Here is a 25,184-nt window from a genome sequence, read left to right as displayed (position 1 = left end):
ATACCGTGAAAATCATCACCACTCTGACGCCGCTGGCCTGCGCCCTGCTGCTAAGCTTTTCCGCCCACGCGCTCACTGCGGATGACTTTAAAAATGTTATCAACCGCAGCGGCGCGCCGCAGGCGATGCAGGATTTTGATTACGATGATCACCAGCGCTTCAACCCGTTTTTTGATTTGGGCGCATGGCATGGGCATCTGCTGCCGGACGGTCCGGCCACCATGGGCAGCTTTCCGGGGCCCGCCCTGCTCACCGAGGAGTACATCAACTTTATGGCGACCCATTTCGATCGCCTGACGGTGTACCAGAACGGCAAAAAAGTCGCCTTCACCCTGCAGGCCTGGAGCCTGCCCGGGGCGCTGGCGCAAACGCTCTCCGCGCCCGGCGTACGGGTCGAGATGACCCTGCGCTTTGCCAGCGCCCACACCTCTTTACTGGAGACTAAAATCACCAGCAGCGGTCCGCTTAAGCTGGTCTGGGACGGCGAGCTGCTGGAGAAGCTCTCCGCCAAAGAGGGGAAACCGCAGTCAACGCAAACCATCGACCAGGCTTTCCCGGACTATCAGCGCCGCCTGAGCGCGACCCACGACGGTCTGACCGTCAGCTTCGGCAAAGTCCGCTCAGCATCGGATTTAATGACCTCCGGCGAATCGCAGTATCAGATCCATCGCTCCCTGCCGACGGTCACCCAAATCGACGGCCATCGATTTACCAGCAGCGCGCACATCAACGGCTCGACCACGCTTTATACCACCTACTCGCACCTGCTGAACGCCGAGCAGGTTCGTCTCGAGAAAGCGCAAATCCGCGATATTCTGGCGCGACCGGCGCACTATCTGCGCGCTTCCGAGGCGCGCTGGAACGGCTATCTGCAAAAGGGGCTGACTAACCCTGACGCCACTGAGCAACAAACCCGGGTGGCGGTGAAAGCGATCGAAACCCTTAACGGCAACTGGCGCGCGCCGGGCGGCGCCGTTAAGCACAACACCGTCACGCCATCGGTAACCGGGCGCTGGTTCTCCGGCAACCAGACCTGGCCGTGGGATACCTGGAAGCAGGCCTACGCTATGGCCCACTTCAACCCGGAGATCGCGAAAGAGAACATCCGCGCCGTCTTCTCCTGGCAAATTGCCGCCGACGATAAAGTGCGTCCACAGGATGCCGGGTTCATTCCGGATCTGATCGCCTGGAACCTGAGCCCGGAGCGCGGCGGCGACGGCAGCAACTGGAACGAGCGAAATACCAAACCGAGCCTGGCGGCCTGGTCGGTGATGGAAGTCTATAACGTCACCAAAGATAAAGCCTGGCTGGCGGAGATGTATCCGAAGCTGGTGGCCTACCATGGCTGGTGGCTGCGCAACCGCGACCACAACGGCAACGGCGTGCCTGAGTACGGCGCGACCCGCGATAAAGCGCACAACACCGCCGACGGCGCGATGCTGTTTACCGTGAAAAAGGGCGATAAAGAATGGACGCTTTCCGGCCTGAAAACCTACGAGCAGGTGACGGCGAAAGGCGATTACGACAGTCTGGAGATCCCGGCGCAGGTGGCCGCCTCCTGGGAGTCGGGGCGCGATGACGCGGCTGTTTTCGGCTTTATCGATAAAGATCAGCTGGATAAGTACATCGCCGGCGGCGGTAAGCGTAGCGACTGGGCGGTGAAATTTGCTGAAAACCGGGGTAAGAACGGCAGCCTGCTCGGCTATTCGCTGTTGCAGGAGTCGGTCGATCAGGCCAGCTACATGTACAGCGACAACCACTATCTGGCGGAAATGGCGACCCTTCTCGGCAAGCCGGAGGAGGCAAAACGCTACCGGGCGCTGGCGCAAAAGCTCGCCGACTATATCAACACCTGCATGTTCGACCCGCAGAGCAAATTCTATTATGACATTCGCATTGAAGCGCAGCCGCTGGCAAACGGCTGTGCCGGTAGGCCGATCGTCGAGCGCGGCAAAGGGCCGGAGGGCTGGTCGCCGCTGTTCAACGGCGCGGCCACTCAGGCGCATGCCGATGACGTCATTTCGGTGATGCTGGACGCCAAAGAGTTCAACACTTTCGTACCGCTGGGTACCGCCGCATTAACGAATCCGGCGTTTGGCGCGGATATTTACTGGCGCGGCCGCGTGTGGGTGGACCAGTTCTGGTTCGGTCTGAAAGGGATGGAGCGCTACGGCCACCGCGAAGAGGCGCTGCAGCTGGCGGACGCCTTCTTCAGGCACGCCCGGGGTCTAACCTCCGATGGCCCGATTCAGGAGAACTACAATCCGCTCACCGGCGCTCAGCAGGGCGCGCCGAACTTCTCCTGGAGCGCGGCGCATCTGTACATGCTGTATAACGAGTTTTTCCGTAAGCCATAGGATATTGCCCTCACCCTCTCCCACAGGGAGAGGGAACTGTCCAACCCCCTATTTAACAGATGGCTCCTCTTTTTCCCCTCTTCCCGTGGGTGAGGACTCGTCTTACGCCTCCGGCAGCAGGCCGATAAAGCTGCGCCTCTTCCGCGGCTGCGACATTAGCTCCTCCAGCTTCGCCACGCAGGCCAGATAGTGCGGGGTTTTCTTGTGCGCCAGCACCGCTTCATCATCTTTATAGGCTTCATAGATAAAAAAGCGCGTCTTCACCTCCGGGTCCTGCAGGACATCAAAGCGAAGATTGCCCGGCTCCTGCAGCGCCCCTTCGTGGTTGGCGCGGAACACCTCAAGAAACTCGTCGACCCGTTCCGGTTTGATATTGATTTCCACCAGCGTTACGTTCATTGCAGCTCTCCCTGTTTTTCCTCCTGCCAGAACTGATAAGCCTCACGGGCGCTTAAGTTCTCATGCACCACTTTTTTCACCGCCTTGAGCATCGCGCGCGGCGCGCTGGACTGGAAGATATTCCGCCCCATATCCACGCCGGAAGCCCCCTGGTCGATCGCCCGCCAGCACATCTCCAGCGCCTCCTGCTCCGGCAGCTTTTTGCCCCCGGCGATGACGATCGGCACCGGGCAGCTGGCGGTGACTTTCTCAAAGCCTTCCTCAACAAAGTAGGTTTTCACGAACTGCGCCCCCATTTCAGCGGCAATGCGGCTGGCCAGCGAAAAGTAGCGGGCGTCGCGGGTCATCTCTTTGCCCACCCCAGTTACCGCCAGCACCGGCATACCGTAGCGGTTGCCAGCGTCCACCAGCTTGATGATGTTGTTGATCGACTGATGCTCATGTTCGCTGCCGATATAGACCTGCGCCGCCACCGCGCAGACGTTCAGGCGCAGCGCGTCCTCCATCGCCACCGCCACGCACTCGTTGGAAAGTTCGCTGAGGATCGAGTTGCCGCCGGAAGCGCGCAGCACCACCGGTTTGTTGGTCGCCGCCGGCACCTGACTACGCAGCACGCCGCGGGTACACATCAGCACGTCGGTCTCCTCAAACAGCGGCGCGATAGAGAGATCGATCCGCTCCAGCCCGGTAGTCGGCCCCTGAAAATAGCCGTGGTCGAACGCCAGCATCACCGTACGGTTGCTCTGCGGGTTGAAGATACGCGCCAGCCGCGACTGCATCCCCCACTCCAGCGAACCGCAGCCCTTCAGCGTGTAGAGCGTGTTCTGCTGCGGACGGTCTAAGCCGAAGTTTTTTCCCTCTTTGATATCGTCTAAATCAGCCATCTCATCCTCCATCAGAAATCGTAGTTATTGATATTCTCTTTGGTGAACACCACCCGCTCCGGCAGCAGCACGATGCCGTTGCCTTTCGCTTCATACTGGTAGCCCTGCACGCTGTTGGGCTCGACTTTCAGGGCGCCAAGATCTTTCACATCGACGCTGTCGCCGACGTTCAGATCGCCCTTTTTCAGCAGACGATCGGCGACGTTAACCGCGATCTTACCCTGCTGCACCACGTCCCACAGACCGAAGGCTTTTACCGTGCCGCGCTCCACGTAGGGGCGCATCACGTTCGGGGTACTAAAGCCGACAATCGCCACGCCCTGGCGCTTGAGGTTCTCTGCCGCCTGGGCGGCCGCCGGTAGCGCGTTGGCATCCGGAGCGATAATGGCGTCGAGATCCGGGTACGCTTTTAAGATCCCCTCGGCGGTTTGCAGCGATTTAGTGGCGTCGTTATAGCCAAACTGGGTGGTCACCACTTCCCACTGCGGATGCGCTTTTTCGATTTTGGCCTTCGCCTCTTTTACCCACTGGTTCTGGTCGGTCACCGTCGGGCTGGAGTAGAAAAACGCCACTTTGGCGGTAGGCTTCGTCACCTGCTTTTCCGCCATCTCCACCAGCAGACCGCCGAGCTGCTGCGGCGTCCCCTGATTGATATAGATGCTGCGGCACTCCGGTTTGGTATCGGAGTCCCAGGTCAGGACCTTGACCCCGCGCTGCATCGCCCGCTTCAGCGCCGGGCACAGGCCGTCCGGCGATACGGCGGAGACGATAATCGCGTTGTAGCCCTGGTTGACGAAGTTGTTGATCAGCTGTACCTGGCCGGAAACGCTTGGTTCGGTCGGGCCGTCGTAGGTGACGTCCACGCCGAGCGCTTTGCCCGCCTCTTTCGCGCCGTTGCCGCCGCTGGTAAAGAAACCGACGCCGACCAGCTTAGGAATAAAGGCGATGCGGTCAGCCGCCTGGGCCGATGCCATACCCAGCGCCATTGCCAGCACGATCAGTTTTGTTTTCATTTTTATGCTCCGATTGTTTTACGCGAGAAAAGACGCCGCCAGCTCATCCGCACCCATTCACGGTGCAGACTCAGCGAACGCCCCATCACCACCACAACCAACAGCGCCCCTGACAGCGCGCTCGACACCTGGTTGGGGATGCCGACCATTTGCAAACCTTGTTGTAAATAGCCCACCAGCAGCGCGGCCAGCGCCGTGCCGATGATCGAGCCGGAACCACCGTAGATATTGGCCCCGCCGAGTACCGCGGCGGTCAGCGCGGGCATCAGCAGGTCGCGGCCTAAGTCCGAGCGCGCCGAGCCGAAATAGGAGACCATCACCAGCGCCGCCACTGCCGACGCCACGCCCACCAGGCCATACAGCGCGTAGGGCATCCCGTTAACGGAAAGCGCGGCGTAGCGCGCGGCGCGCGGGTTCTGGCCAAGCAGAAAAAGGTGCCGCCCAAAGCGCCCGCGGTGGGCCAGCAGCCAGAAGAAAAAAGTGATAACGGCGAACAGCACCAGCGGTATCGGCAGGCCGAACAGGGTCAAATTGGCGAAGGCGGTAAAGCTATCCGGGAATCCGCCGATGCCTTCGTAGCCGGTCGCCCCGGCCATGCCCGACAGCAGCAGCGCGCCGCCGCCGTAGAGGTACAAGGTGCCAAGGGTAATCACCAGCGGGCTAATGCCGGTGTAGTGAATCAGCGCCGCGTTCAGCAGCCCGCACAACAGGCCGAGCAGCAGCGTCAGGGGGATCGCGAGGCTCATTGGCCAGCCCGCCTGCATCATCACCCCCAGCGCGATGGCGCACAGGCCGATAGTGGAACCGAGCGAAATATCAATCCCGCCGCTGATGATCACCAGCGTCAGCGGCAGCGCCACGATGCCAATGCAGATAAAATCGCTGGTGCTGAACAGCAGCATATTGAGATCCAGCATGCGCGGATTCAGGGCGCCAAACAGCAGGATCTCCAGCACAAGTAACGCCAGCAGCGCGCTTTCCCAGTTGAGCTTCATTTACGCCACCTCTTTGTTTTTGCGTTGGGGAAACGGGGCCACGCGCTTGCCCCCTTTGTTGCCGGGCTGAAAGCGGCTGTACTTCAGCGCCCGCTGATGGCGGGCCAGCGCCTGACGCAGACGCCCGTCGAGCACCAGTACGCCGAGCAGGACCAGGCCGGCGATGAAGTCGTTCCACCACGCCGGGAGACGGAACAGCACCAGCACGGTATCGATTTGGGTGAGGAAGAAGGCGCCGAGAAAAGCGCCGAGCAGCGTGCCGGTACCGCCAAGCAGCGAGATCCCGCCGAGCACGCAGGCGGCGATGGCCTTCATCTCCAGGCCGCTGCCGGTCTGATTGGGCACAAAGCCAATCTGCGCGGCGAACACAATCCCGGCACAGGCCGCCAGCATACCGTTAAGGGTGAATGCCAGCATCCGCGTGCGGTTCACCGCCACCCCGAGCTGGCGGGCCGCGGCGAGGTTATCGCCAACGGCGTAAAAATCGCGACCAAAGGCGGTGCGCGACAGTATCCAGCCGCCCGCCAGCAGCAGCGCCAGCACCAGCCAGCCCAGCGGCGAAATGCCGATGAACGCCGGTTCCGACAGCGCCTTCAGGCTGTTCGGCAAGCCTTCAATCCACTTGCCGCCGGTCCACAGCAGCATCACTCCGCGATAAAGCCCGAGAGTGCCGAGGGTGGCGACAATCGCCGGTATCCGCAGCCCCACCACCAGAAGACCGTTAAAGGCGCCGGCCAGCGCGCCGATCGCCAGCGCGAAGGCGATAGCGGTCATCAGGCCATAGCCGCTATTCAGCGCCACCCCCACCGCGATAGCGCTCAGGCCGACGGTGGACCCCACCGAAACGTCAATATTGCGGGTCAGCATCACCAGGGTTGCCCCCAGCGCCAGCAGGCAGAGGATCTGCGAACTGGCGAAGATCATGCCCAAGGTCTGTAAGCTGAAATAGGCCGGGTTGAGCGCCACCAGCCCGGCAAACAGCACCACGATGGCGAGAAAGGCGCTCAGTTCGCGATTTTTCAGTAACGTTTTCATGCCTGCCCTCCGAAGGCCAGGGTCATCATCCGGTCAACGCTGACCGCTTGCTGCGCCAGCTCGCCGCTCTGCCTGCCCTGATGCATCACCAGTACCCGGTCGGCCAGGCCGACGAACTCGTCGAGATCGCTGGAGATCATCAGCACCGCCACGTTTTGCGCGGCGACGCTTTTCAGCAGCTGATAGATATCAGCGCGGGCGGAAACGTCGACGCCGCGCGTTGGCTCATCAACGATCAGCAGCAGCGGGTTAGCTTCCAGGCAGCGCGCCAGCAGCACTTTCTGCTGATTGCCGCCGGAGAGCGTACGCACCGGGCGATCGCCATCGGCCATTTTGATCCCCAACGCCCGGTGATAGCGCTCAACCACCGCCGCTTCGCGCCTGTTCTGCTGCCACAGCGATGGCTGGTTAAACATCACCGTGTTCCAGCGCACCGGCGCATCGAGAAACAGCCCGGAAACCTGCCGATCCTCCGGCAAATAGACCAGTCCGCTGGCCAGCCTGGCGCGTGTATTGTCGAGGCTGATATCGCGGTTCTCCAGCCACACCCGCCCGGCGCGCGCTGGCCTGAGACCGTAGAGCGTTTCGGCGAATTCGGTGCGCCCGGAGCCGACCAGCCCGGCGAGGCCGACGATCTCTCCGGCGCGGATCTCGAGGCTGAGATCGATAAATCCCTCCCCGGTGAGATCCTCCACCCGCAGCACCGGGAAATCCTGCGCCTGAGTGCGGCGATTACCCGGCAACGCCAGCCACAGCTTTTGCGTGTCGCTCAGCGCGCGATCGCGGCTGACGGGCGTCATCGCGCCGATCAGCTGATTGTCGCCGTACTGCGCTGTCTCTCCGCTCAGCACCACCGCGCCATCGCGCATTACCGAGACGTGGCTGGCGACCTGGCGGATCTCCGGCAGTTTGTGCGAGATAAACACGATCCCGACGCCGAGCGCCTGTAAAGAGCGGATCTGACGGAACAGACGTTCGGTTTCCCCCGGGGTTAATGAGGCCGTGGGCTCATCGAGGATCAAGATCTGCGCGTCGCGCATCAACCCGCGCAGGATCTCCACCATTTGTTGATCGGCGACTTCCAGAGTGCTGGCCGCCGCCTCAAGGTTAAGCTGGCAGTTAAGCTGCTGAAGCTTTTCCCACAGGCGGGTCTCGTTATCGGCCCGCTTCGGCAGACGAAAAAGAATATTTTCCCGCACCGTCAGATTGGGGAATAACATCGGTTCCTGCGGCACCAGATACACACCCTGCTGATGGGCCTGGGCGGGAGTGAGGCGCGCAAACGCGCGTTCGCCGAGGATTAGCTCACCGCTGTCGGGCGTTTCCACGCCGGCGATAATCTTCATCAGCGTCGATTTCCCGGCGCCGTTGCCGCCCATCAGCGCGTGTACCTGGCCGGAAAGCAGCGTGAAATCAATCTGCTTCAGCACGGTGACGCCGGAGAACTGTTTGCAGATTTGGCGAGCTTTAAGCAGTGGCTTCATCATCGCGCCTCGTTTTGAACAAAAGATTTTTTAAATTAATAATGTTCAAAAGCGTAGACGGTGAACTATATTTACAACCGTGCAACGATCACAGTTTTATGCTTTAGATCGTTTGAATAAAACCAGCGAACAATGAAAGATCGGTTTTGCCAGTCGGCTCACATTTTCCGACCGCGCAATAACGAACATATGATCTAAATTTTTATAAGAGTTCACTTTATGAGCGAAAAACGCATTACGGAAGAGAGCCGCTACGCCGGGCTGGCGTTAGCCGAGGAGGAGCTGGTGGCTCGGGTGGCGTGGTGTTACTACCACGACGGCCTGACGCAGAACGACATCGGCGAGCGTTTAGGACTGCCGCGGTTAAAGATCTCCCGCCTGCTGGAGAAGGGCCGCCAGTCGGGGGTGATCCGCGTCCAGATTAATTCGCGCTATGAAGGCTGCCTGGCGCTGGAAACCGAACTTCAGCAGCGCTTTGGCCTGAAAATCGCCCGCGTGCTGCCGGCGCTGAATACGCCCCCGATGAACACCCGCCTGGGGATTGGCGCGGCGCAATCGTTAATGGGCGTGCTGGAGCCGGGACAACTGCTGGCGGTGGGCTTTGGCGAAGCGACCATGAGCTGCCTGCAGCACCTGAGCGGGTTTATCGGCTCCCAGCAGATTCGGCTGGTGACGCTTTCCGGCGGCGTGGGCCCGTATATGACCGGTATTGGCCAGCTTGACGCCGCCTGTAGCGTCAGCATGATCCCCGCGCCGCTGAGGGTATCATCGGCCGATGTGGCGGAGATCCTGCGCCGGGAATCGAGCGTTCGCGACGTGATCCTCGCCGCCACGGCGGCGGATGCGGCGGTGGTGGGCATCGGCGCCATCGATCAGCGCCGCGACGCCACCATCCTGCGCTCCGGCTATATCAGCGAGGGCGAGCAGCTGATGTACGCCCGCAAAGGCGCGGTGGGCGACATTTTAGGTTATTTCCTGCAGGCCGACGGTAAACCGGTTGAAGGGCTGGAGATCCATCGGGAACTGCTCGGGGTCACCCTTGATGAGCTGGCGCAGCTGCCGACCATCGTTGGCGTCGCCGGGGGCACAGAAAAAGCGCAGGCGATTTACGCGGCCCTTATCGGCAAGCGGATTAATGGCCTGGTAACGGAAGAGACAACAGCACGCGCGGTGCTCACGCTGGCCTCATAACGGCTCTGCGCCGCGCAACACGAGCGAGGCGCATGTCATGAGTTACCTGTTAGCGTTAGATGCCGGGACCGGCAGCATTAGGGCGGTAATTTTCGATCTCAACGGCCGCCAGATTGCGGTCGGCCAGGCCGAATGGAAACACCTGAGCGTGGACAATGTCCCCGGCTCGATGGAGTTCGACCTTGGCACCAACTGGCAGCTGGCCTGCCAGTGTATCCGCCAGGCGCTGGCCGCCGCCCATCTCTCTGCGGGGGATATTCAGTCCGTCGCCTGCTGCTCGATGCGTGAAGGCATCGTGCTTTACGACCGCAACGGCGAGGCCATCTGGGCCTGCGCCAACGTTGACGCCCGCGCCAGCCGGGAGGTGGCGGAGCTCAAAGAGATCCACGACAACCATTTTGAATCGGAAGTGTACGGCGTGTCGGGGCAGACCCTGGCGCTAAGCGCCATGCCGCGCCTGCTGTGGCTGGCCCATCATCGCCCGGATATTTACCGCAGCGCGGCGACCATCACCATGATCAGCGACTGGCTGGCGGCGAAGCTTTCCGGCGAGCTGGCGGTCGACCCCTCTAACGCCGGGACCACCGGCATGCTCGATCTGTTCAGCCGCGACTGGCGGCCGGCGCTGCTGGATATGGCCGGACTGCGGGCCGACATTCTTTCGCCGGTAAAAGAGACCGGCAGCGTGCTGGGGGCAGTAACCGACGCGGCGGCGGCGCAAAGCGGGCTGCGCGCCGGCACGCCGGTGGTGATGGGTGGCGGTGACGTCCAGCTCGGCTGCCTCGGGCTAGGCGTGGTGCGCGCCGGGCAGACCGCGGTGCTCGGCGGCACCTTCTGGCAGCAGGTGGTGAACCTGCCGGAAGTGCGCACCGATCCGGAGATGAATATTCGCGTTAACCCGCACGTCATTCCCGGTATGGCGCAGGCGGAGTCCATCAGCTTCTTCACCGGCCTGACCATGCGCTGGTTCCGCGATGCCTTCTGCGCGGAAGAGAAGCTGATTGCCGAACGCCTCGGCGTCGACGCCTACAGCCTGCTGGAAGAGATGGCCAGCCGCGTGCCGGCGGGTTCTCACGGGGTGATGCCGATCTTCTCTGACGCCATGCACTTTAAGCAGTGGTACCACGCCGCGCCGTCGTTTATTAACCTCTCCATCGACCCGGAAAAATGCAATAAAGCCACCCTTTTCCGCGCGCTGGAAGAGAACGCGGCGATTGTTTCCGCCTGTAACCTGGCGCAAATTTCGCAGTTTTCCGGCGTGAAGTTTGACGGCCTGGTCTTTGCGGGCGGAGGCTCAAAAGGCGCGCTGTGGAGCCAGATCCTCAGCGATGTTACCGGCCTGCCGGTACGGGTGCCGGAGGTCCGCGAGGCGACGGCGCTGGGCTGTGCGATCGCCGCCGGTGCTGGCGCCGGGCTATACAGCGATATGGCGGCGACCGGCGAGAAGCTGGTGAACTGGCATCGGGAATTTACGCCCAATCCGGCGCACCGCGAGCTGTATCAGGAGATGATGGCCAAATGGCAGTCGGTGTACGCCGAGCAGCTCGGTCTGGTGGATAGCGGGTTGACAACCTCAATGTGGCAGGCGCCGGGTCTGGCGCATCGCCAACGCGTAACGCCATAGCCCCTCTTCTTCTCCTCCCCACCGAGGGAGGAGGAACTCTTCACCGTTCTTTGAATCCCATCACAATCGCCGCACTCCCCTTTTCCCTTTTCGCCCGCGACGGCTAAATTAGTAACTCATCCGACCACATAACAATAATTTTACACTGGAAGAGATTATGAGCCGCTACCCGTCGCTTTTCGCCCCGCTTGACCTGGGGTTCACAACGCTCAAAAACCGCGTGTTGATGGGCTCGATGCATACTGGCCTGGAGGAGCTGCCGGACGGCGCGCAGCGGCTGGCGGCTTTTTACGCCGAGCGCGCCCGCCACGGGGTGGCGCTGATCGTCACTGGCGGAATTGCCCCCGCCCCTTCCGGCGTCACCATGACGGGCGGCGCGGTGCTTAACAACGCCAGCCATCTCTCTCATCATCGCCATATCACCGATGCGGTACACGAGGAGGGCGGCAAAATCGCCCTGCAGATCCTGCATACCGGGCGCTACAGCTACCAGCCGAAGCTGGTGGCCCCTTCCGCGCTGCAGGCGCCGATCAACCCCTTTATGCCTCACGCGCTGAGCCACGAAGAGATCCTGCAGCTGATCGATGATTTTGCCCGCTGCGCCCAGCTGGCGCGGGAAGCCGGGTACGACGGCGTCGAAGTGATGGGTTCGGAAGGCTACCTGATTAACGAATTCCTTGCGGCGCGCACCAACCTGCGCGACGACCAGTGGGGTGGCGACTACGCCCGACGTATGCGTTTTGCCGTCGAGGTGGTCAGAGCCGTGCGGGAGCGCGCGGGCAGCGATTTTATTATTGTCTACCGCCTGTCGATGCTCGACCTGGTCAGCGGCGGCAGCACCCTGGCGGAGGTCACCGCGCTGGCGAAAGCGATTGAGGCCGCGGGGGCCACGATTATCAATACCGGTATTGGCTGGCACGAGGCACGCATTCCCACCATCGCCACCCCGGTACCGCGCGGCGCGTTTAGCTGGGTCACCCGCAAGCTGAAGGGCGCGGTGTCGATCCCGCTGGTCACCACCAACCGGATTAACGATCCCGACGTGGCGGAAGCGATCCTGACCCGCGGAGACGCTGACATGGTCTCGATGGCTCGCCCTTTTCTCGCCGATAGCGAATTTCTCTCTAAAGCGCAGAGCGGACGAGCGGAGGAGATCAATACCTGTATTGGCTGCAACCAGGCCTGCCTCGATCGGATCTTCGCCGGCAAAGTCACCTCGTGTCTGGTCAACCCGCGCGCCTGCCATGAAACCCTGATGCCTATAGTGCCCGTGGCGACGCCGAAGCGGCTGGCTGTGGTCGGCGCCGGCCCTGCCGGGCTGGCCTTTGCCGTTAACGCCGCCTCGCGCGGACATCAGGTTACCCTGTTTGATGGTCACCGCGAGATTGGCGGCCAGTTTAATATCGCCAAACAGATCCCCGGCAAAGAGGAGTTCTATGAAACCCTGCGCTATTACCGTCGAATGCTGGATCTTACCGGCGTCGCGCTGCGGCTTGAAACTCTGGTGACAGCGGACGATCTGCTGGCATTTGATGAGGTTATCCTCGCTACCGGGATCGCCCCGCGGATGCCGGATATCGTGGGGATCGATCATCCCAAGGTGCTGAGCTATCTCAATGTCCTGCGCGATAAAGCGCCGGTCGGCGAGAAGGTGGCGATTATCGGCTGCGGCGGGATCGGCTTCGATACCGCCATGTACCTTAGCCAGTCTGGCATCGCCACCAGCCAGAATATCGGCGAGTTCTGTGCAGAATGGGGGATCGATACCAGCCTGCAGAGCGCGGGCGGATTACGCCCGGAAGGGATGCAGCTGGCTAAAAGCCCGCGCCAGATCGTGATGCTGCAGCGCAAAACCAGCAAGCCCGGCGACGGGCTGGGGAAAACCACCGGCTGGATCCATCGTGCTACCCTGCTGGCCCGCGGCGTCAAAATGATCCCCGGCGTCAGCTATCAACGGATCGATGATGCCGGCTTACATGTGACGATCGGCGGCGAATCTCAGGTGCTTAACGTCGATCATGTGATTATCTGCGCCGGTCAGGATCCCCGCCGCGAGCTGGCCGATCCGCTTCGGACGGCGGGTAAACCGGCGCATTTGATTGGCGGCTGCGATGTGGCGCTGGAGCTGGACGCCCGGCGGGCAATCGCTCAGGGCACCAGGCTGGCGCTATCAATTTAGGGAAAGAAGACCCGACCGGTAGCCCGGCTAAGGCGTCAGCCGCAAGCCGGGGAAGCCGATAAGGCTTAGCGCTGCTTGCGCACCTTTGTCGCTTTCAACACCACAAATTTATTATTGGTGGCGATCGTCGTGCAGTTACCGAACGCGCGCTTCAGCTTGCGGAAATAATCAAGGTGGCGGTTGCCGACAACGTACAGCTCGCCACCGTACTTCAGGCTGCGGCGGGCATCGTTAAACATCTGCCAGGCAATATGATCGGTGATCGCATGCTGCTGATGGAACGGCGGGTTACAGAGGATGGCGGCGAAACGGTCCGGCTCAATATCAGACAACGCGTTATTCACCACAAACTCGCAGCGCTCGATGTCATCCGGCAGGTTGGTTTCAACGTTCAGCCGGCTGGAGGCCACCGCCATATAGGACTCATCGGTGAACATCACCCGGGCGTCCGGGTTTAAGGCCAGCGCTTTCAGGCCAATCACGCCGTTGCCGCAGCCGAGATCGGCGATCTCGCCTTCGATATTTGCCGGCAGATGTTCCAGGAAGAAGCGCGCGCCAATATCCAGGCCGCTGCGGGCGAACACGTTGGCGTGGTTGTGGATCGTCCACGGCGTACCGTCCAGCTGCCAGCTATGGGTCTGCGGCGCATCGGCCACCTCAGGCGCGGTAAAGGTACAGAAAATCAGCCGCGCCTTTTTCCATGCCAGCGATGTGGTGGTGGTGCCGAGGATCTTCTCAAACAGCGCCAGGGTGGAATTATGCACATCCCGCGCTTTGGCGGCTGCAATAATGCGGGTTTCCGGCGTGACAACCGCGCGCAGCGCGCGCAGCTGCTGCTCCAGCAGCGCCAGCTGTTTTGGTACTTTAATTAGCACCAGTTTCGGAGCTGCGGGCAGTTCGCTCAGGGGATCCTGAAAACGTACGCTCTCTTCATCAATGCCGTTCATCCGCAGGTTGTAGCGGGTCGCCAGCTCAGATACGTAGGAATCGTTGATGCTGACCGGATTGCGTTCCGCGAGCGCGCAGCCCAGCGCGCCGAAGCTGTCATTGAAAATGAGCGTCAGGCCGTCGACATCATTCACCTGTTGCAGCAGATATTCATCCGCCGCTTCCCACGCCTGAAGCGCTTCCTCTTCAGCATTTGGCGGGAACCGCTCTAATGTGAATAACTCACCGTTTAACTCTACCTGGCTCATCGCCTTTGTGCCTCCGGAACTCTAAAACCCGCGAGTTTATACGCAAACTTCGCCCAGTAGAATAGAGATGCGCCGATTATCTCCTTCTGCCGGGCGATAGCTCGTTACGCCGGGAGGTCGTCCTGCGCCAGGCGCGACAGGCGTTTATCGTCCAGACTGTACTTGCTCATGATAACAATCAGCAGCGCCACCAGTACCCCGGGGAAGACGGTGAACAGCAGCTTGATCATCTGCAGCGCGGAGTCGGTTTGCTGCGCTGCGCCGCCAACGTAGTCGCCCCATGCCAGCATATAGCCCACCAGCGCGCCGCCGATGGCGATCCCCAGCTTGATGGCAAACAGGTTTGTTGAAAAAACGATCCCGCTGAGTTTTTTGCCGCTGCGTTTCTCTTCCGCATCGATAATATCGGACAGCATGCTCCACTGCAGCGGCGTGGCGGCCAGCTGAATAATATTGATGATAATTACCAGCGCAAAGATAGCGGCCACGTTCCCCGCCGGGACGAAGTACATGCCTATCAGCAGCACCGCCTCGATGGACATCGAGATTTTAAACCCTTTCACTTTATCAATATTTTTAAAGATAAACGGGGAGAGCATCGCACCCAGCACGCCGGAGGCCAGGGTGGTGGTCAGCAGCAGGCTGCCCAGATCCGCCCGCCCCATAATGTTGTTGACGTAATAGAGCGTGGTCCCGCCTTTAAACAGCACCGCAATCAGGTTAACAACGTTGAGCGCGAAGAGAATGCGCCAGTCCTTATTGGCGAGCAGAGTTTTCAGATCGTCAAGAATGCTGCTTTGGTTGTTGACCGCGATATCCGTGGTGTAGCGCTCTTTCGTCAAGCCGAAGCAGATAAAGAACAGGATGATGCTCAGGCACCCCATCACAATCATGGTGTAAAAATAGCCGTTTTGCACGTTACCCTGACCCAGCCAGGCCACCAGCGGCAGCGCGGTCAGCGAGACAATCAGACCACCGAGCGTACTGAGCGCAAAGCGCCAGGACTGAAGCGAAACGCGCTCGCGGGAATCGTTAGAGATATTATTGATCATCGCGCAATACGGAACGTTAATCGCCGTATAGACCAGTGATAATAAGGTATAAGAAACATAGGCGTAAATCAGCTTGCCAGTATAACCGAAATCCGGCGTATAAAATGTTAAGCAGCAAAGTACGCCAAAAGGAATCGCGAACCATAAAATATAAGGGCGGAATTGCCCATATTTAGTCCGGGTACGATCCGCCACCGCCCCCATTAATACATCGGTCACCGCGTCTAATACCCTTACCGCGAGAAACATGGTTCCCATATGCGCCGGATTTAAACCAAATACGTCGGTATAAAACCAGGCCATAAACAGCATGACCGTCTGCCAGACTAAATTACAACCGGTATCCCCTAACCCATAGCTAAATTTTTCTTTAATACTGATACGGGCAGTGTTCATCGCGCCTCCGCCAGAAAGATCGTTAATATTTGTCCTCTGTACGTTATTGCTTAGGGCTTACCAATTATGTATAAATCATCCTGTTAAATATAAGAAGAGTGTACCCGATGAGTGACGAATCTCCCGTTTTCGAAAAGATCCCCGTGGGCGCCGGCGAGCTATTTACCCTGCGGGTAGATAACATTAATAATTTCAACGGCATAAGCGTAGTCCCTCATTTTCATATGATGGACGAACTGATGTGGTTCAGAGAGTCGGAGGGCAGCTATTCGATTGGCGATGAGAAATTTACGATAAAAAACAATACCCTGATTTTCGTCCCCGCCTTATTGATCCATGAAATGACGCTCCCGGCCGCTGCCAGCCACAAGCGTTATCTTATGCAATTCGAAAAAGAGTGGCTCGAGGGATACGACCTGTCGCTCCCCGCCGCCCACTGCGGCGCGGTCGCTTACCTTTCCGGCGAGGAAGCCGAGCGCCTGGAGCTGCTGCTGAGCTGGTGCGGCGAGTTCAGCGACTTTACCGATTCGCTGTTTCGCTCCCTGATGCAGACCGTGCTGCTGCACGCCTTTAATAGCCTGAAAGATTCCGTCCCCATTACTGAACGCACCAACCACCGCTATCTGAGCGAGCTGATCGAACTGCTGCAATCTATTGATGAGAATGAAAATTTTGAGATGACAACCGAAGAAGCCGCCCGCCGCTGCCGGTGGTCGAAATCCTGGTTTTCCCGCACCTTTAAATCCGCCTTCGGCATCAGCTTCAAAAAATTTATGCTGCTGCGCAAACTGAATATCGCTATCAATCTACTGACCAACACCGACCTGAAGATTAGCGATATCTCGCAAAGCGCCGGCTTCACCGACAGCGCCTACTTCTGCCTCAAGTTTAAGGAGATGATGAACGACACCCCGCTGGCCTTCCGTCACAAAGTCAGAAGCACCGATGCCGTAGGGCGTCGGGCGGAGAAATAACGCGTTTTTGTGAGCCGTATCACCAGATAAGTAGACGTTTATTATATAAATAGCCAGAGTCTATATATCCCCGTCGCCTTCGCCTATTTACAATCATCGCTATATTTTGCGCATTAAGGGTAAATACGATGATTCAGAATCCTGTTTTTAAAGGTTTTAATCCTGACCCCAGTATCTGTCGGCGCGGCGATGATTATTATGTGGCTGTATCTTCCTTTGAATGGTTTCCCGCCCTGCCGATTTACCATTCGAGAGATCTCAAACATTGGCAATTACTCACCCACGTTCTTACCGATGATAATAATCCGGATTTAAAAAAGCTGCCCTCCGCCAAAGGCATTTGGGCCCCGAGCCTGACCTGGTGTGAAGAGGAAAAGCTGTTCTACGTTATTTATGGTGTGATGAATTCCATGAATTCACGTTATTTCGATGTAGATAACTATCTTATTACTGCCAGTGAAATCACAGGCCCGTGGAGTGAGCCGGTTTATCTCCACTCTGCCGGATTCGATGCTTCTATCCTGCACGACAGCGACGGTAAAAAATGGATCGTTTCCCTGGAGTGGGAAACCCGCGAAGGTTACGAAAAACCGGGCGCCATTTGCCTGGTGGAGTATTCGCCGCAAACGCGAAGCGTTGTCGGCTATCCGCAGCGGATCTGGCGCGGTGGTACCGATCGCGGCTGTATTGAAGCACCGCATTTGACGCGCCGCGGCGACTATTACTACCTGATGGTCGCCGAAGGCGGTACCGGCTACGGCCATGCGGTCACCATGGCGCGCGCAACGCAGGTCGCCGGCCCCTATGAGGGCGATCCGCAAAACCCCATAATCACCTCCTGGCCGGAGAACTTTAACGCTCGCCACGACGCAGGCCATCTCAAACCACACTACTTCAATCCGCAAACCTATCTGCAAAAAGCCGGGCACGGCAGCTACGTCGAGACCCCAACGGGCGAAGTCTGGTTAACCCATCTTTGCAGCAGACCCTTCCGCAAGGAGCTGCGCTGCCCGCTAGGCCGCGAGACGGCGATACAAAAGATGGTATGGAGCGACGATGGTTGGCTGCGGCTGGCGGCCGGGGGGAACCTCGCTCAGTACCAGGTGGAAGAGTCGAATCTGCCTTCTCAGCCGTTTCCGGCTAAACCAGCCAGGGATGATTTTGATGGGCAGACGCTGGATAACGCCTTCTATGCGCCGCGGATCCGCTTTCAGCGCTTTACCAGCCTTGAGCGTAAGGCGGGTTACCTGGCCTTACGCGGTCAGGAGTCGCTGAGCTCGCTCAATAAAGTCAGCCTGCTGGCGAAAAAGCTCACCTCGGTATACGCCACTATCGTTACGAAGATGGATTTCAGCCCGGAGATTTATCAGCACAGCGCCGGCCTGACGCTCTACTACGACAACATGAACTATCTGTTTTTGCATAAAACCTGGGATGAGGCCGCCGGTGCAGCGCAGCTGGCCATCATTTATATGGATAACGGCGAGCGTCACGACGACCCGCAGAAAATCCGCCTTGCGGAGGGAGAAGTCTATCTGGCGATGGCGATTAACGGCCGGGAGATACAGTGCTCGTGGTCCGTCAATGGCGAGAAATATCAAAATATCGGCGCGGTCTACGACACCTCGCGCTTTTCCGATGAATACAGCGGCTACGGCGAGTTTACCGGCGCGTTTGTCGGTATGGCCTGCGTGGATAGCATGCTGCATCGTAAAGAGGCGCTGTTTGACTTCTTTAGCTACCGGGCGGTAGAAGACGCGATGATCGAGTAACGCCGCCTTTCTGGCATCCTGCCCGCGCGGGGTGCTAGAATCCCCGGCAGTTGTCGCTGAATGACCCAAACAGGCTGCATGAGCACTTTAACCTATCTCCAGGGCTACCCTGAATCCCTGCTGGCGCAGGTCACCACGTTAATCGAACAGAACCGTCTCGGCGAGGTGCTGAAAAAGCGCTATCCGCAGGGTCACGATATCAACAACGATAAAGCGCTGTACCAGTACACCCAGGATCTAAAGTCGCGCTATCTGCGCGGCGCGGCGCCCATTAACAAGGTGATGTACGACAACAAGATCCACGTCCTCAACAACGCGCTCGGCCTGCATACCGCGATCTCCCGCGTTCAGGGCGGCAAGCTGAAGGCCAAAGCCGAAATTCGCGTCGCCACCGTCTTTCGCGACGCACCGGAGGATTTTTTGCGGATGATCGTGGTGCACGAGCTGGCGCACCTGAAGGAAAAAGAGCACAACAAAGCGTTCTATCAGCTGTGCTGCCATATGGAGCCGCAGTACCATCAGCTGGAGTTTGATACTCGCCTGTGGCTGACCCAGCTTTCGTTAGAGCGTTCTGCGCCATAGCGCACTGGTTTTGTCATGATGGCGTGCTACAGTGACGAAAGGTCCCTTTTACGGAGTTCGTCAACGTTTATGATACGTTTCGCAGTTGTTGGCACAAACTGGATAACCAAGCAGTTTGTCGATGCCGCCCATGAAACCGGCAAATATAAACTCACCGCCATCTACTCCCGCAGCCTTGAGCAAGCCCAGGCCTTCGCCAGTGACTATCCCGTCGAACATCTGTTCACTTCGCTGGAAGATTTAGCGCAAAGCCCTGACGTTGACGCGGTCTATATCGCCAGCCCAAACTCGCTGCACTTCCCGCAAACCCGCCTGTTTCTACGCCATAAAAAGCACGTGATTTGCGAAAAACCGCTGGCCTCGAACCTGCAGGAAGTCGAAGCCGCGATTAAAACGGCGCGGGAAAATAATGTGGTCCTCTTCGAAGCGTTCAAAACCGCCAGCCTGCCAAACTTCCTGCTGCTTAAACAGTCGTTCGACAAGATCGGCAAGCTGCGCAAAGCCTTTATTAATTACTGCCAGTACTCTTCCCGCTATCAGCGCTATCTCGATGGCGAAAATCCCAATACTTTCAATCCGGCCTTCTCTAACGGCTCGATCATGGACATCGGCTTTTACTGCCTGGCCTCCGCGGTGGCGCTGTGGGGCGAGCCTCGCGCGGTGCACGCAACCGCCAGCCTGCTGGAGAGCGGCGTTGACGGCCAGGGCACGGTTGTTCTGAGCTACGGAGATTTCGATGTCACCCTACATCACTCGAAGGTAAGCGATTCGGCCATCCCGAGCGAAATTCAGGGCGAAGCCGGCGCGCTGGTGATCGAAAAAATCTCCGAATGTCAGAAAGTCTGCTTCGTGCCGCGGGGCGGCAAGTCTCAGGAACTCACCCAGCCGCAGCATATCAATACTATGCTGTATGAAGCGGAGGAGTTCGCTCGTCTGGTCGAAGCCAACGAGGTGGCTCATCCGGGTCTGGAAGTAAGCCGCATCACGGCGAAGCTGCTGAGCGAAATTCGTCGCCAGACCGGCGTGGTCTTCCCGGCGGATAGTCAATCGGTGGCGTAAAGCTGTGTAAATGGTCCGTCGACCTCCATTGACGCCATTTATAACCTGTAATACTTTGTTACGCGCAAAGGGGAGTAACTTCCTTGCCGGCCGATCGTCATTACGATGCGTGAAAAACCGCATCCGGTCGCCGGGCAACAGATTCTTGTTGTAAGTGAGACCTTGCCGGAAGGCGAGGTCTATGCATAAAAGCGCAGCGGCTGCCGTCTTCCGACGTCAGCCGTTTTGTTTTTATGTAAGGAATATCGTAATGAATACTGTCGGCACACCGTTGTTATGGGGCGGATTCGCAGTGGTCGTGGTCATCATGCTGGCTATCGATCTGCTGCTGCAGGGACGGCGTGGTGCGCATAGCATGACCATGAAGCAGGCCGCTGGCTGGTCCATTCTCTGGGTTACCCTCTCGCTGCTGTTTAACGCCGCTTTCTGGTGGTACCTGGTGCAGACCGAAGGTCGCGCCGTGGCCGACCCGCAAGCGCTGGCGTTCCTCACAGGCTACCTGATCGAGAAAGCGCTGGCGGTGGATAACGTCTTCGTCTGGCTGATGCTGTTCAGCTACTTTGCCGTTCCGCCTGCGCTACAGCGCAGAGTACTGGTCTATGGCGTACTGGGCGCGATCGTACTGCGTACAATCATGATCTTCGCCGGCAGCTGGCTGATTTCTCAGTTTGAGTGGCTGCTCTACGTCTTCGGCGCATTCCTGCTGTTTACCGGCGTGAAGATGGCGCTGGCGAAAGAGGATGATTCCGGCATCGGCGATAAACCGCTGGTGCGCTGGATCCGTAATCATCTGCGCATGACGGATAAAATCGAGGGTGAGCGTTTCTTTACCCGCCAAAACGGCGTGCTCTACGCGACGCCGCTGCTGCTGGTGCTGATCCTGGTTGAGCTGAGCGACGTTATCTTTGCCGTCGACAGTATTCCCGCCATCTTCGCCGTGACCACCGATCCGTTTATCGTGCTGACCTCAAACCTGTTCGCGATTCTCGGCCTGCGCGCCATGTATTTCCTGCTGGCTGGGGTTGCGGAGCGCTTCTCCATGCTGAAGTATGGCCTGTCGGTAATTCTGGTGTTTATCGGGATCAAAATGCTGATCGTCGATTTTTACCATATTCCCATCGGCATTTCGCTGGGCGTGGTCGGTGGTATTCTGACATTGACGCTGCTTATCAACGCCTGGGTCAATAAGCAGAACGATCGGAAAAAACAGCTGCAGTAAGAAATAAACGGCCGGGTGAAGACCCGTTTCACCCGGTCGGCAACGTTCACCGCGCATTATTCTTACTCATGTCACAAAATAGTTAATACATAGTTAAAAAATAAGATCCCAACGCGATAAACAGCATTTTACCCTTCCACAACAGCGTTCTTTCCGTATACTCAACCAGGCAAACATCTATTTACATCCGGACATAAACGTTACAAATAACACGTAGCCGGGACGAAAAGCGACATCACTGGAAGGAATGAATTATGGCAACCCCATCACCCCGATCGACCCTGCTACGGCGACTGGCTCAGGGCAGTCTGGTCAAACAAATTTTAATTGGTCTGGTACTCGGCGTACTGCTGGCGACGGTCTCAAAACCGGCCGCCGTGGCGGTTGGACTGCTGGGTACGCTGTTCGTCGGCGCGCTGAAAGCGGTAGCGCCGGTGCTGGTGCTGATGCTGGTCATGGCCTCCATCGCCAACCATCAGCAGGGGCAAAAGACCAGCATCCGCCCGATTCTGTTCCTCTATCTACTGGGGACTTTTGCTGCCGCGTTAACCGCGGTGCTGTTTAGCTTCCTTTTTCCGTCAACGCTGCACCTGAGCGCGGCGGCAGAGAGCATCACCCCTCCGTCGGGTATCGTCGAAGTCCTGCGCGGGCTGCTGATGAGCATGGTTTCTAACCCCATTAACGCGCTGCTGAACGCCAACTATATCGGGATTCTGGTATGGGCCGTCGGTTTAGGGTTCGCGCTGCGCCACGGCAATGAAACCACCAAAAATCTGATTAACGACATGTCCCACGCGGTAACCTTTATTGTTAAAGTGGTGATTCGCTTTGCGCCGCTGGGTATCTTCGGCCTGGTCGCCTCCACGCTGGCGACGACCGGTTTTGAAACCCTGTGGGGCTACGCCCAGCTGCTGCTGGTACTGGTTGGCTGTATGCTGCTGGTGGCGCTGGTGATTAACCCGCTTCTGGTGTTCTGGAAAATCCGCCGCAACCCGTATCCGCTGGTGATGACCTGCCTGCGCGAAAGCGGCGTATACGCCTTCTTTACCCGCAGCTCCGCCGCCAACATTCCGGTGAATATGGCCCTGTGCGAAAAGCTGAATCTGGATCGCGATACCTATTCGGTCTCTATTCCGCTGGGCGCGACCATTAACATGGCCGGCGCGGCGATTACCATCACGGTTCTGACCCTGGCCGCCGTGCATACGCTTAATGTTCCGGTCGATCTGCCGACCGCGCTGCTGCTGAGCGTGGTCGCCTCGCTGTGCGCCTGCGGCGCTTCCGGCGTGGCGGGCGGGTCGCTCCTGCTGATCCCGCTGGCCTGTAATATGTTTGGTATCCCGAACGATATCGCCATGCAGGTGGTCGCCGTGGGCTTCATCATCGGCGTTCTGCAGGACTCCTGCGAAACCGCGCTGAACTCCTCGACCGATGCGCTGTTCACCGCCGCCGCCTGTATCGCTGAAGACGATCAGCTGGCGAAAAACGCCCTGCGCAGTTAATCTCTCCCCTCCCCTCCGCTAACGCGCGGAGGGGTTCTCTTCCTGCACCGCCTTTTCCGCTTTAAACGGATCGATACCGCGCTTTTGCATCCGCCGGAAACGGATGATGTTCATACCATTCATTAGCAGGAAGCTGCCTTCAATCAGGGTGCCGCCGATCGAACCCAGCCAGGCGTTGTGGATAACCCAGCAGGCGGTCGAACACCACATGACGCAGCGGACGGTTAACCCCGAGCAGCGAAAGAGCGCCCAGGTGCTGGCCAGCGTGCCAATAATTGGCAGCAGCTCCATAGCATGCTGCAGCTTTGCCAGCCCCAATACCAGGGTGAGGACAATAAACACGGTCATTACCCACAGCTTACGGGTATGCATAGAGATAAGGGTTCGGACGGTATTGAGCTCAGCACTCATGCCCGCCGGATACGCGCCCATCAAAAAGAAATGTACGCCAATGGTGGCGCTGTAGACGGCCAGCTGCAGCTTAAAGCGGCGCTCATCGCGGTTGAAAAAGGTCGTAATCCCGATCAGAAAGGCGATAACGCCGACGCCCTGGGCAAGCCAATACGCGGTCATGAAAAGTCCTTATAAAACAAAACGGCGCATCATTATCTGAAACGCCGCTTCCGGAATACCGCCCTTTTATTACTCTAAAGATTTCGCGCCACAGCAAGGCGGCAAGTTTAGACATCCCCGGGAGCTTACTGAAGTAAGTGACCGGGGTGGATAAATGCTGCCAACACAGCGGTGGTGCGAAAGATGACGAGTAATTAAAGGGTGACGCCGCTTTTGAAAATAGCCAGCTCGCGGAAATCATTACGCTCATTGCAGGTCTGCTTACCGTTCGCAAAGGCCACAATGGTATCGACAAACTCCTCCAGCAGCTGCGGCATCGCTTTACCGTGAATCAGCTGACCGGCATCGAAGTCGATCCAGTGCTTTTTCTTCGCCGCCAGTTCGCTGTTGGTGGCAATTTTTACCGTCGGCACGAAACCGCCGTACGGCGTGCCGCGCCCGGTACTGAAGAGCACCATATGGCAGCCCGCGCCGGCCAGGGCGCTGGTCGCTACCGCGTCGTTGCCCGGGGCGCTCAGCAGGTTCAGGCCGTGCACTTTTAGCCGCTCGCCGTAGCGCAGGACATCGACCACCTGGCTGGAGCCCGCTTTCTGCGTGCAGCCCAGCGACTTATCCTCCAGCGTCGTGATACCGCCCGCCTTGTTGCCCGGCGATGGATTCTCGTAAATCGGCTGGTCATGAGCGATAAAGTACTGTTTGAAATCATTAACCATCGTCACCAGCTTGCCAAACGTCTCTTCATCACGACAGTGGCTCATCAGCAGCTGCTCGGCGCCGAACATTTCCGGCACTTCGGTCAGGACGGTGGTGCCGCCGTTGGCAATCAGATAATCCGAGAACCGACCCAGCATCGGGTTAGCGGTAATGCCGGACAAACCGTCAGAGCCGCCGCACTCAAGGCCAAACTTCAGTTCGCTCAGTTTACCCGGCTCGCGCCTGTCGTGACGCATGACGTCATATAGCTGACGCAGATGCTCCAGCCCGGCTTCCACTTCATCATCCTGGTGCTGGCAGACCATAAAGTGAACGCGCTCAGGGTCGAACTCACCCAGCGTTTCGCGGAAGGCGTCAACCTGATTGTTTTCGCAGCCCAGACCGACCACCAATACCGCCCCGGCGTTCGGGTGACGCACCATGTTTTGCAGCATAGTGCGGGTGTTAATGTGATCGTCCCCGAGCTGCGAGCAGCCGTAGGTGTGGCTGAAAAGGTGAACGCCGTCGATACCTTCCGCGTCGTTGGTTTCCTTCAGAAAACGGTTCTGCATCTGGCGCGCCATGGCGTTGACGCAGCCGACGGTCGGTAGGATCCACAGTTCGTTGCGCACCCCGACTTCGCCGTTAGCGCGACGATAAATCTGGATGTCGCGATCCGCCGGCTGCGCGGCGGGCTCGCTAAGATCCGGTTGATAGCTATACGCGTCGAGATCGCTCAGGTTAGTACGCGTATTGTGGGAGTGAATATGTTCCCCCGGCGCAATATCCGCCAGCGCATGTCCTATCGGCAGACCATACTTAATGACGTTGTCTCCCTTCGCAATCCCGCGCAGCGTAAACTTATGCCCGCGCGCAATATCCTGAGCCAACGTGACCGTATCGCCGTCAATGGTGACTACCGAGCCTGCCGCCATATCCGCCAACGCTACCGCGACGTTATCGTGCGAATGGATTTTAATGTATTGCATATCAACCGACCTCTGG

General features: G+C 58.6%; 20 protein-coding genes. 10 read left to right on the top strand and 10 right to left on the bottom strand.

What is annotated here, in order from left to right:
• Positions 1–5: 5 nt before the first annotated feature.
• Positions 6–2,357 (top strand): alpha-glucosidase, encoded by a 2,352-nt coding sequence (gene ygjK / locus K7H21_RS03340; protein WP_049123016.1) that lies wholly within the window; start codon positions 6–8, stop codon positions 2,355–2,357.
• A gap of 102 nt (positions 2,358–2,459) precedes the next feature.
• On the opposite strand, the gene lsrG is transcribed toward ygjK, so the two are convergent.
• Genes lsrG through lsrA form a run of 6 tightly spaced genes read right to left on the bottom strand, consistent with a single transcriptional unit; the run spans position 2,460 to position 8,167 of the window.
• On the bottom strand, positions 2,460–2,756 hold the full coding sequence (lsrG, locus tag K7H21_RS03335; protein WP_223035573.1) for a (4S)-4-hydroxy-5-phosphonooxypentane-2,3-dione isomerase: 297 nt from the start codon (positions 2,754–2,756) through the stop codon (positions 2,460–2,462).
• Positions 2,753–3,640: a 3-hydroxy-5-phosphonooxypentane-2,4-dione thiolase gene (lsrF, locus tag K7H21_RS03330; RefSeq protein WP_004125444.1), complete on the bottom strand. Its 888-nt coding sequence runs from the start codon at positions 3,638–3,640 to the stop codon at positions 2,753–2,755. The genes lsrG and lsrF overlap by 4 nt, the downstream gene beginning before the upstream one ends.
• A gap of 11 nt (positions 3,641–3,651) precedes the next feature.
• The gene (lsrB, locus tag K7H21_RS03325) at positions 3,652–4,653 is read right to left on the bottom strand and encodes an autoinducer 2 ABC transporter substrate-binding protein LsrB (protein ID WP_004125447.1); all 1,002 of its coding nucleotides are present in this window, start codon (positions 4,651–4,653) and stop codon (positions 3,652–3,654) included.
• A gap of 2 nt (positions 4,654–4,655) precedes the next feature.
• The gene (gene lsrD / locus K7H21_RS03320; protein ID WP_049113935.1) at positions 4,656–5,648 is read right to left on the bottom strand and encodes an autoinducer 2 ABC transporter permease LsrD; all 993 of its coding nucleotides are present in this window, start codon (positions 5,646–5,648) and stop codon (positions 4,656–4,658) included.
• Complete coding sequence (gene lsrC, locus K7H21_RS03315; RefSeq protein WP_004125452.1) at positions 5,649–6,683, bottom strand: autoinducer 2 ABC transporter permease LsrC; 1,035 nt, start codon at positions 6,681–6,683, stop codon at positions 5,649–5,651.
• Positions 6,680–8,167: an autoinducer 2 ABC transporter ATP-binding protein LsrA gene (gene lsrA, locus K7H21_RS03310; protein WP_223035876.1), complete on the bottom strand. Its 1,488-nt coding sequence runs from the start codon at positions 8,165–8,167 to the stop codon at positions 6,680–6,682. The genes lsrC and lsrA overlap by 4 nt, the downstream gene beginning before the upstream one ends.
• Before the next feature lie 219 nt (positions 8,168–8,386).
• Between lsrA and lsrR the strand changes: the two genes are divergently transcribed.
• From lsrR to K7H21_RS03295, 3 genes are all read left to right on the top strand, one after another.
• Positions 8,387–9,358 (top strand): transcriptional regulator LsrR, encoded by a 972-nt coding sequence (gene lsrR, locus K7H21_RS03305; RefSeq protein WP_004125457.1) that lies wholly within the window; start codon positions 8,387–8,389, stop codon positions 9,356–9,358.
• A 37-nt stretch (positions 9,359–9,395) separates the two neighbouring features.
• A complete protein-coding gene (lsrK, locus tag K7H21_RS03300) occupies positions 9,396–10,982 on the top strand; it encodes an autoinducer-2 kinase (RefSeq protein WP_049123015.1) in 1,587 nt (528 codons plus the stop codon).
• A gap of 157 nt (positions 10,983–11,139) precedes the next feature.
• A complete protein-coding gene (locus K7H21_RS03295) occupies positions 11,140–13,161 on the top strand; it encodes an NADPH-dependent 2,4-dienoyl-CoA reductase (RefSeq protein ID WP_142468362.1) in 2,022 nt (673 codons plus the stop codon).
• Positions 13,162–13,226: 65 nt separating this feature from the next.
• On the opposite strand, the gene rlmG is transcribed toward K7H21_RS03295, so the two are convergent.
• Positions 13,227–14,357 (bottom strand): 23S rRNA (guanine(1835)-N(2))-methyltransferase RlmG, encoded by a 1,131-nt coding sequence (gene rlmG / locus K7H21_RS03290; protein WP_223035572.1) that lies wholly within the window; start codon positions 14,355–14,357, stop codon positions 13,227–13,229.
• 104 nt (positions 14,358–14,461) lie between these two features.
• A complete protein-coding gene (locus tag K7H21_RS03285) occupies positions 14,462–15,805 on the bottom strand; it encodes a glycoside-pentoside-hexuronide (GPH):cation symporter (protein ID WP_049112065.1) in 1,344 nt (447 codons plus the stop codon).
• A gap of 107 nt (positions 15,806–15,912) precedes the next feature.
• Between K7H21_RS03285 and K7H21_RS03280 the strand changes: the two genes are divergently transcribed.
• The 6 genes from K7H21_RS03280 to sstT all read left to right on the top strand — a co-directional run bounded on the left by K7H21_RS03280 (position 15,913) and on the right by sstT (position 22,913).
• Positions 15,913–16,779, top strand: a complete 867-nt coding sequence (locus K7H21_RS03280) for an AraC family transcriptional regulator (protein ID WP_087828347.1) — start codon at positions 15,913–15,915, stop codon at positions 16,777–16,779.
• A gap of 128 nt (positions 16,780–16,907) precedes the next feature.
• On the top strand, positions 16,908–18,551 hold the full coding sequence (locus K7H21_RS03275) for a glycoside hydrolase family 43 protein (RefSeq protein ID WP_223035571.1): 1,644 nt from the start codon (positions 16,908–16,910) through the stop codon (positions 18,549–18,551).
• Between the two features lie 78 nt (positions 18,552–18,629).
• On the top strand, positions 18,630–19,133 hold the full coding sequence (locus K7H21_RS03270) for a M48 metallopeptidase family protein (RefSeq protein WP_009651851.1): 504 nt from the start codon (positions 18,630–18,632) through the stop codon (positions 19,131–19,133).
• 69 nt (positions 19,134–19,202) lie between these two features.
• Positions 19,203–20,192 carry a Gfo/Idh/MocA family protein gene (locus K7H21_RS03265; RefSeq protein ID WP_049112061.1) on the top strand — a complete coding sequence of 330 codons (990 nt, stop codon included), beginning with the start codon at positions 19,203–19,205 and terminating at the stop codon, positions 20,190–20,192.
• A 250-nt stretch (positions 20,193–20,442) separates the two neighbouring features.
• A complete protein-coding gene (locus K7H21_RS03260) occupies positions 20,443–21,411 on the top strand; it encodes a TerC family protein (protein WP_004125484.1) in 969 nt (322 codons plus the stop codon).
• 254 nt (positions 21,412–21,665) lie between these two features.
• Positions 21,666–22,913, top strand: coding sequence for a serine/threonine transporter SstT (gene sstT / locus K7H21_RS03255; protein WP_004125486.1), 1,248 nt, complete (start codon positions 21,666–21,668; stop codon positions 22,911–22,913).
• Positions 22,914–22,931: 18 nt separating this feature from the next.
• Here sstT and K7H21_RS03250 read toward each other — a convergent pair whose 3' ends face one another.
• Both K7H21_RS03250 and K7H21_RS03245 read right to left on the bottom strand, forming a co-directional pair.
• A complete protein-coding gene (locus K7H21_RS03250; RefSeq protein ID WP_049112058.1) occupies positions 22,932–23,486 on the bottom strand; it encodes a YgjV family protein in 555 nt (184 codons plus the stop codon).
• 194 nt (positions 23,487–23,680) lie between these two features.
• Positions 23,681–25,168 carry a UxaA family hydrolase gene (locus tag K7H21_RS03245; RefSeq protein ID WP_004125490.1) on the bottom strand — a complete coding sequence of 496 codons (1,488 nt, stop codon included), beginning with the start codon at positions 25,166–25,168 and terminating at the stop codon, positions 23,681–23,683.
• Between the last annotated feature and the right edge of the window lie 16 nt (positions 25,169–25,184).

Source organism: Klebsiella sp. CTHL.F3a, from assembly GCF_019890895.1.
Classification (GTDB): domain Bacteria; phylum Pseudomonadota; class Gammaproteobacteria; order Enterobacterales; family Enterobacteriaceae; genus Klebsiella; species Klebsiella grimontii.
The sequence above is the reverse complement of the archived record's forward strand: the minus strand, read 5'-3'. Positions and strand labels throughout refer to the sequence as shown.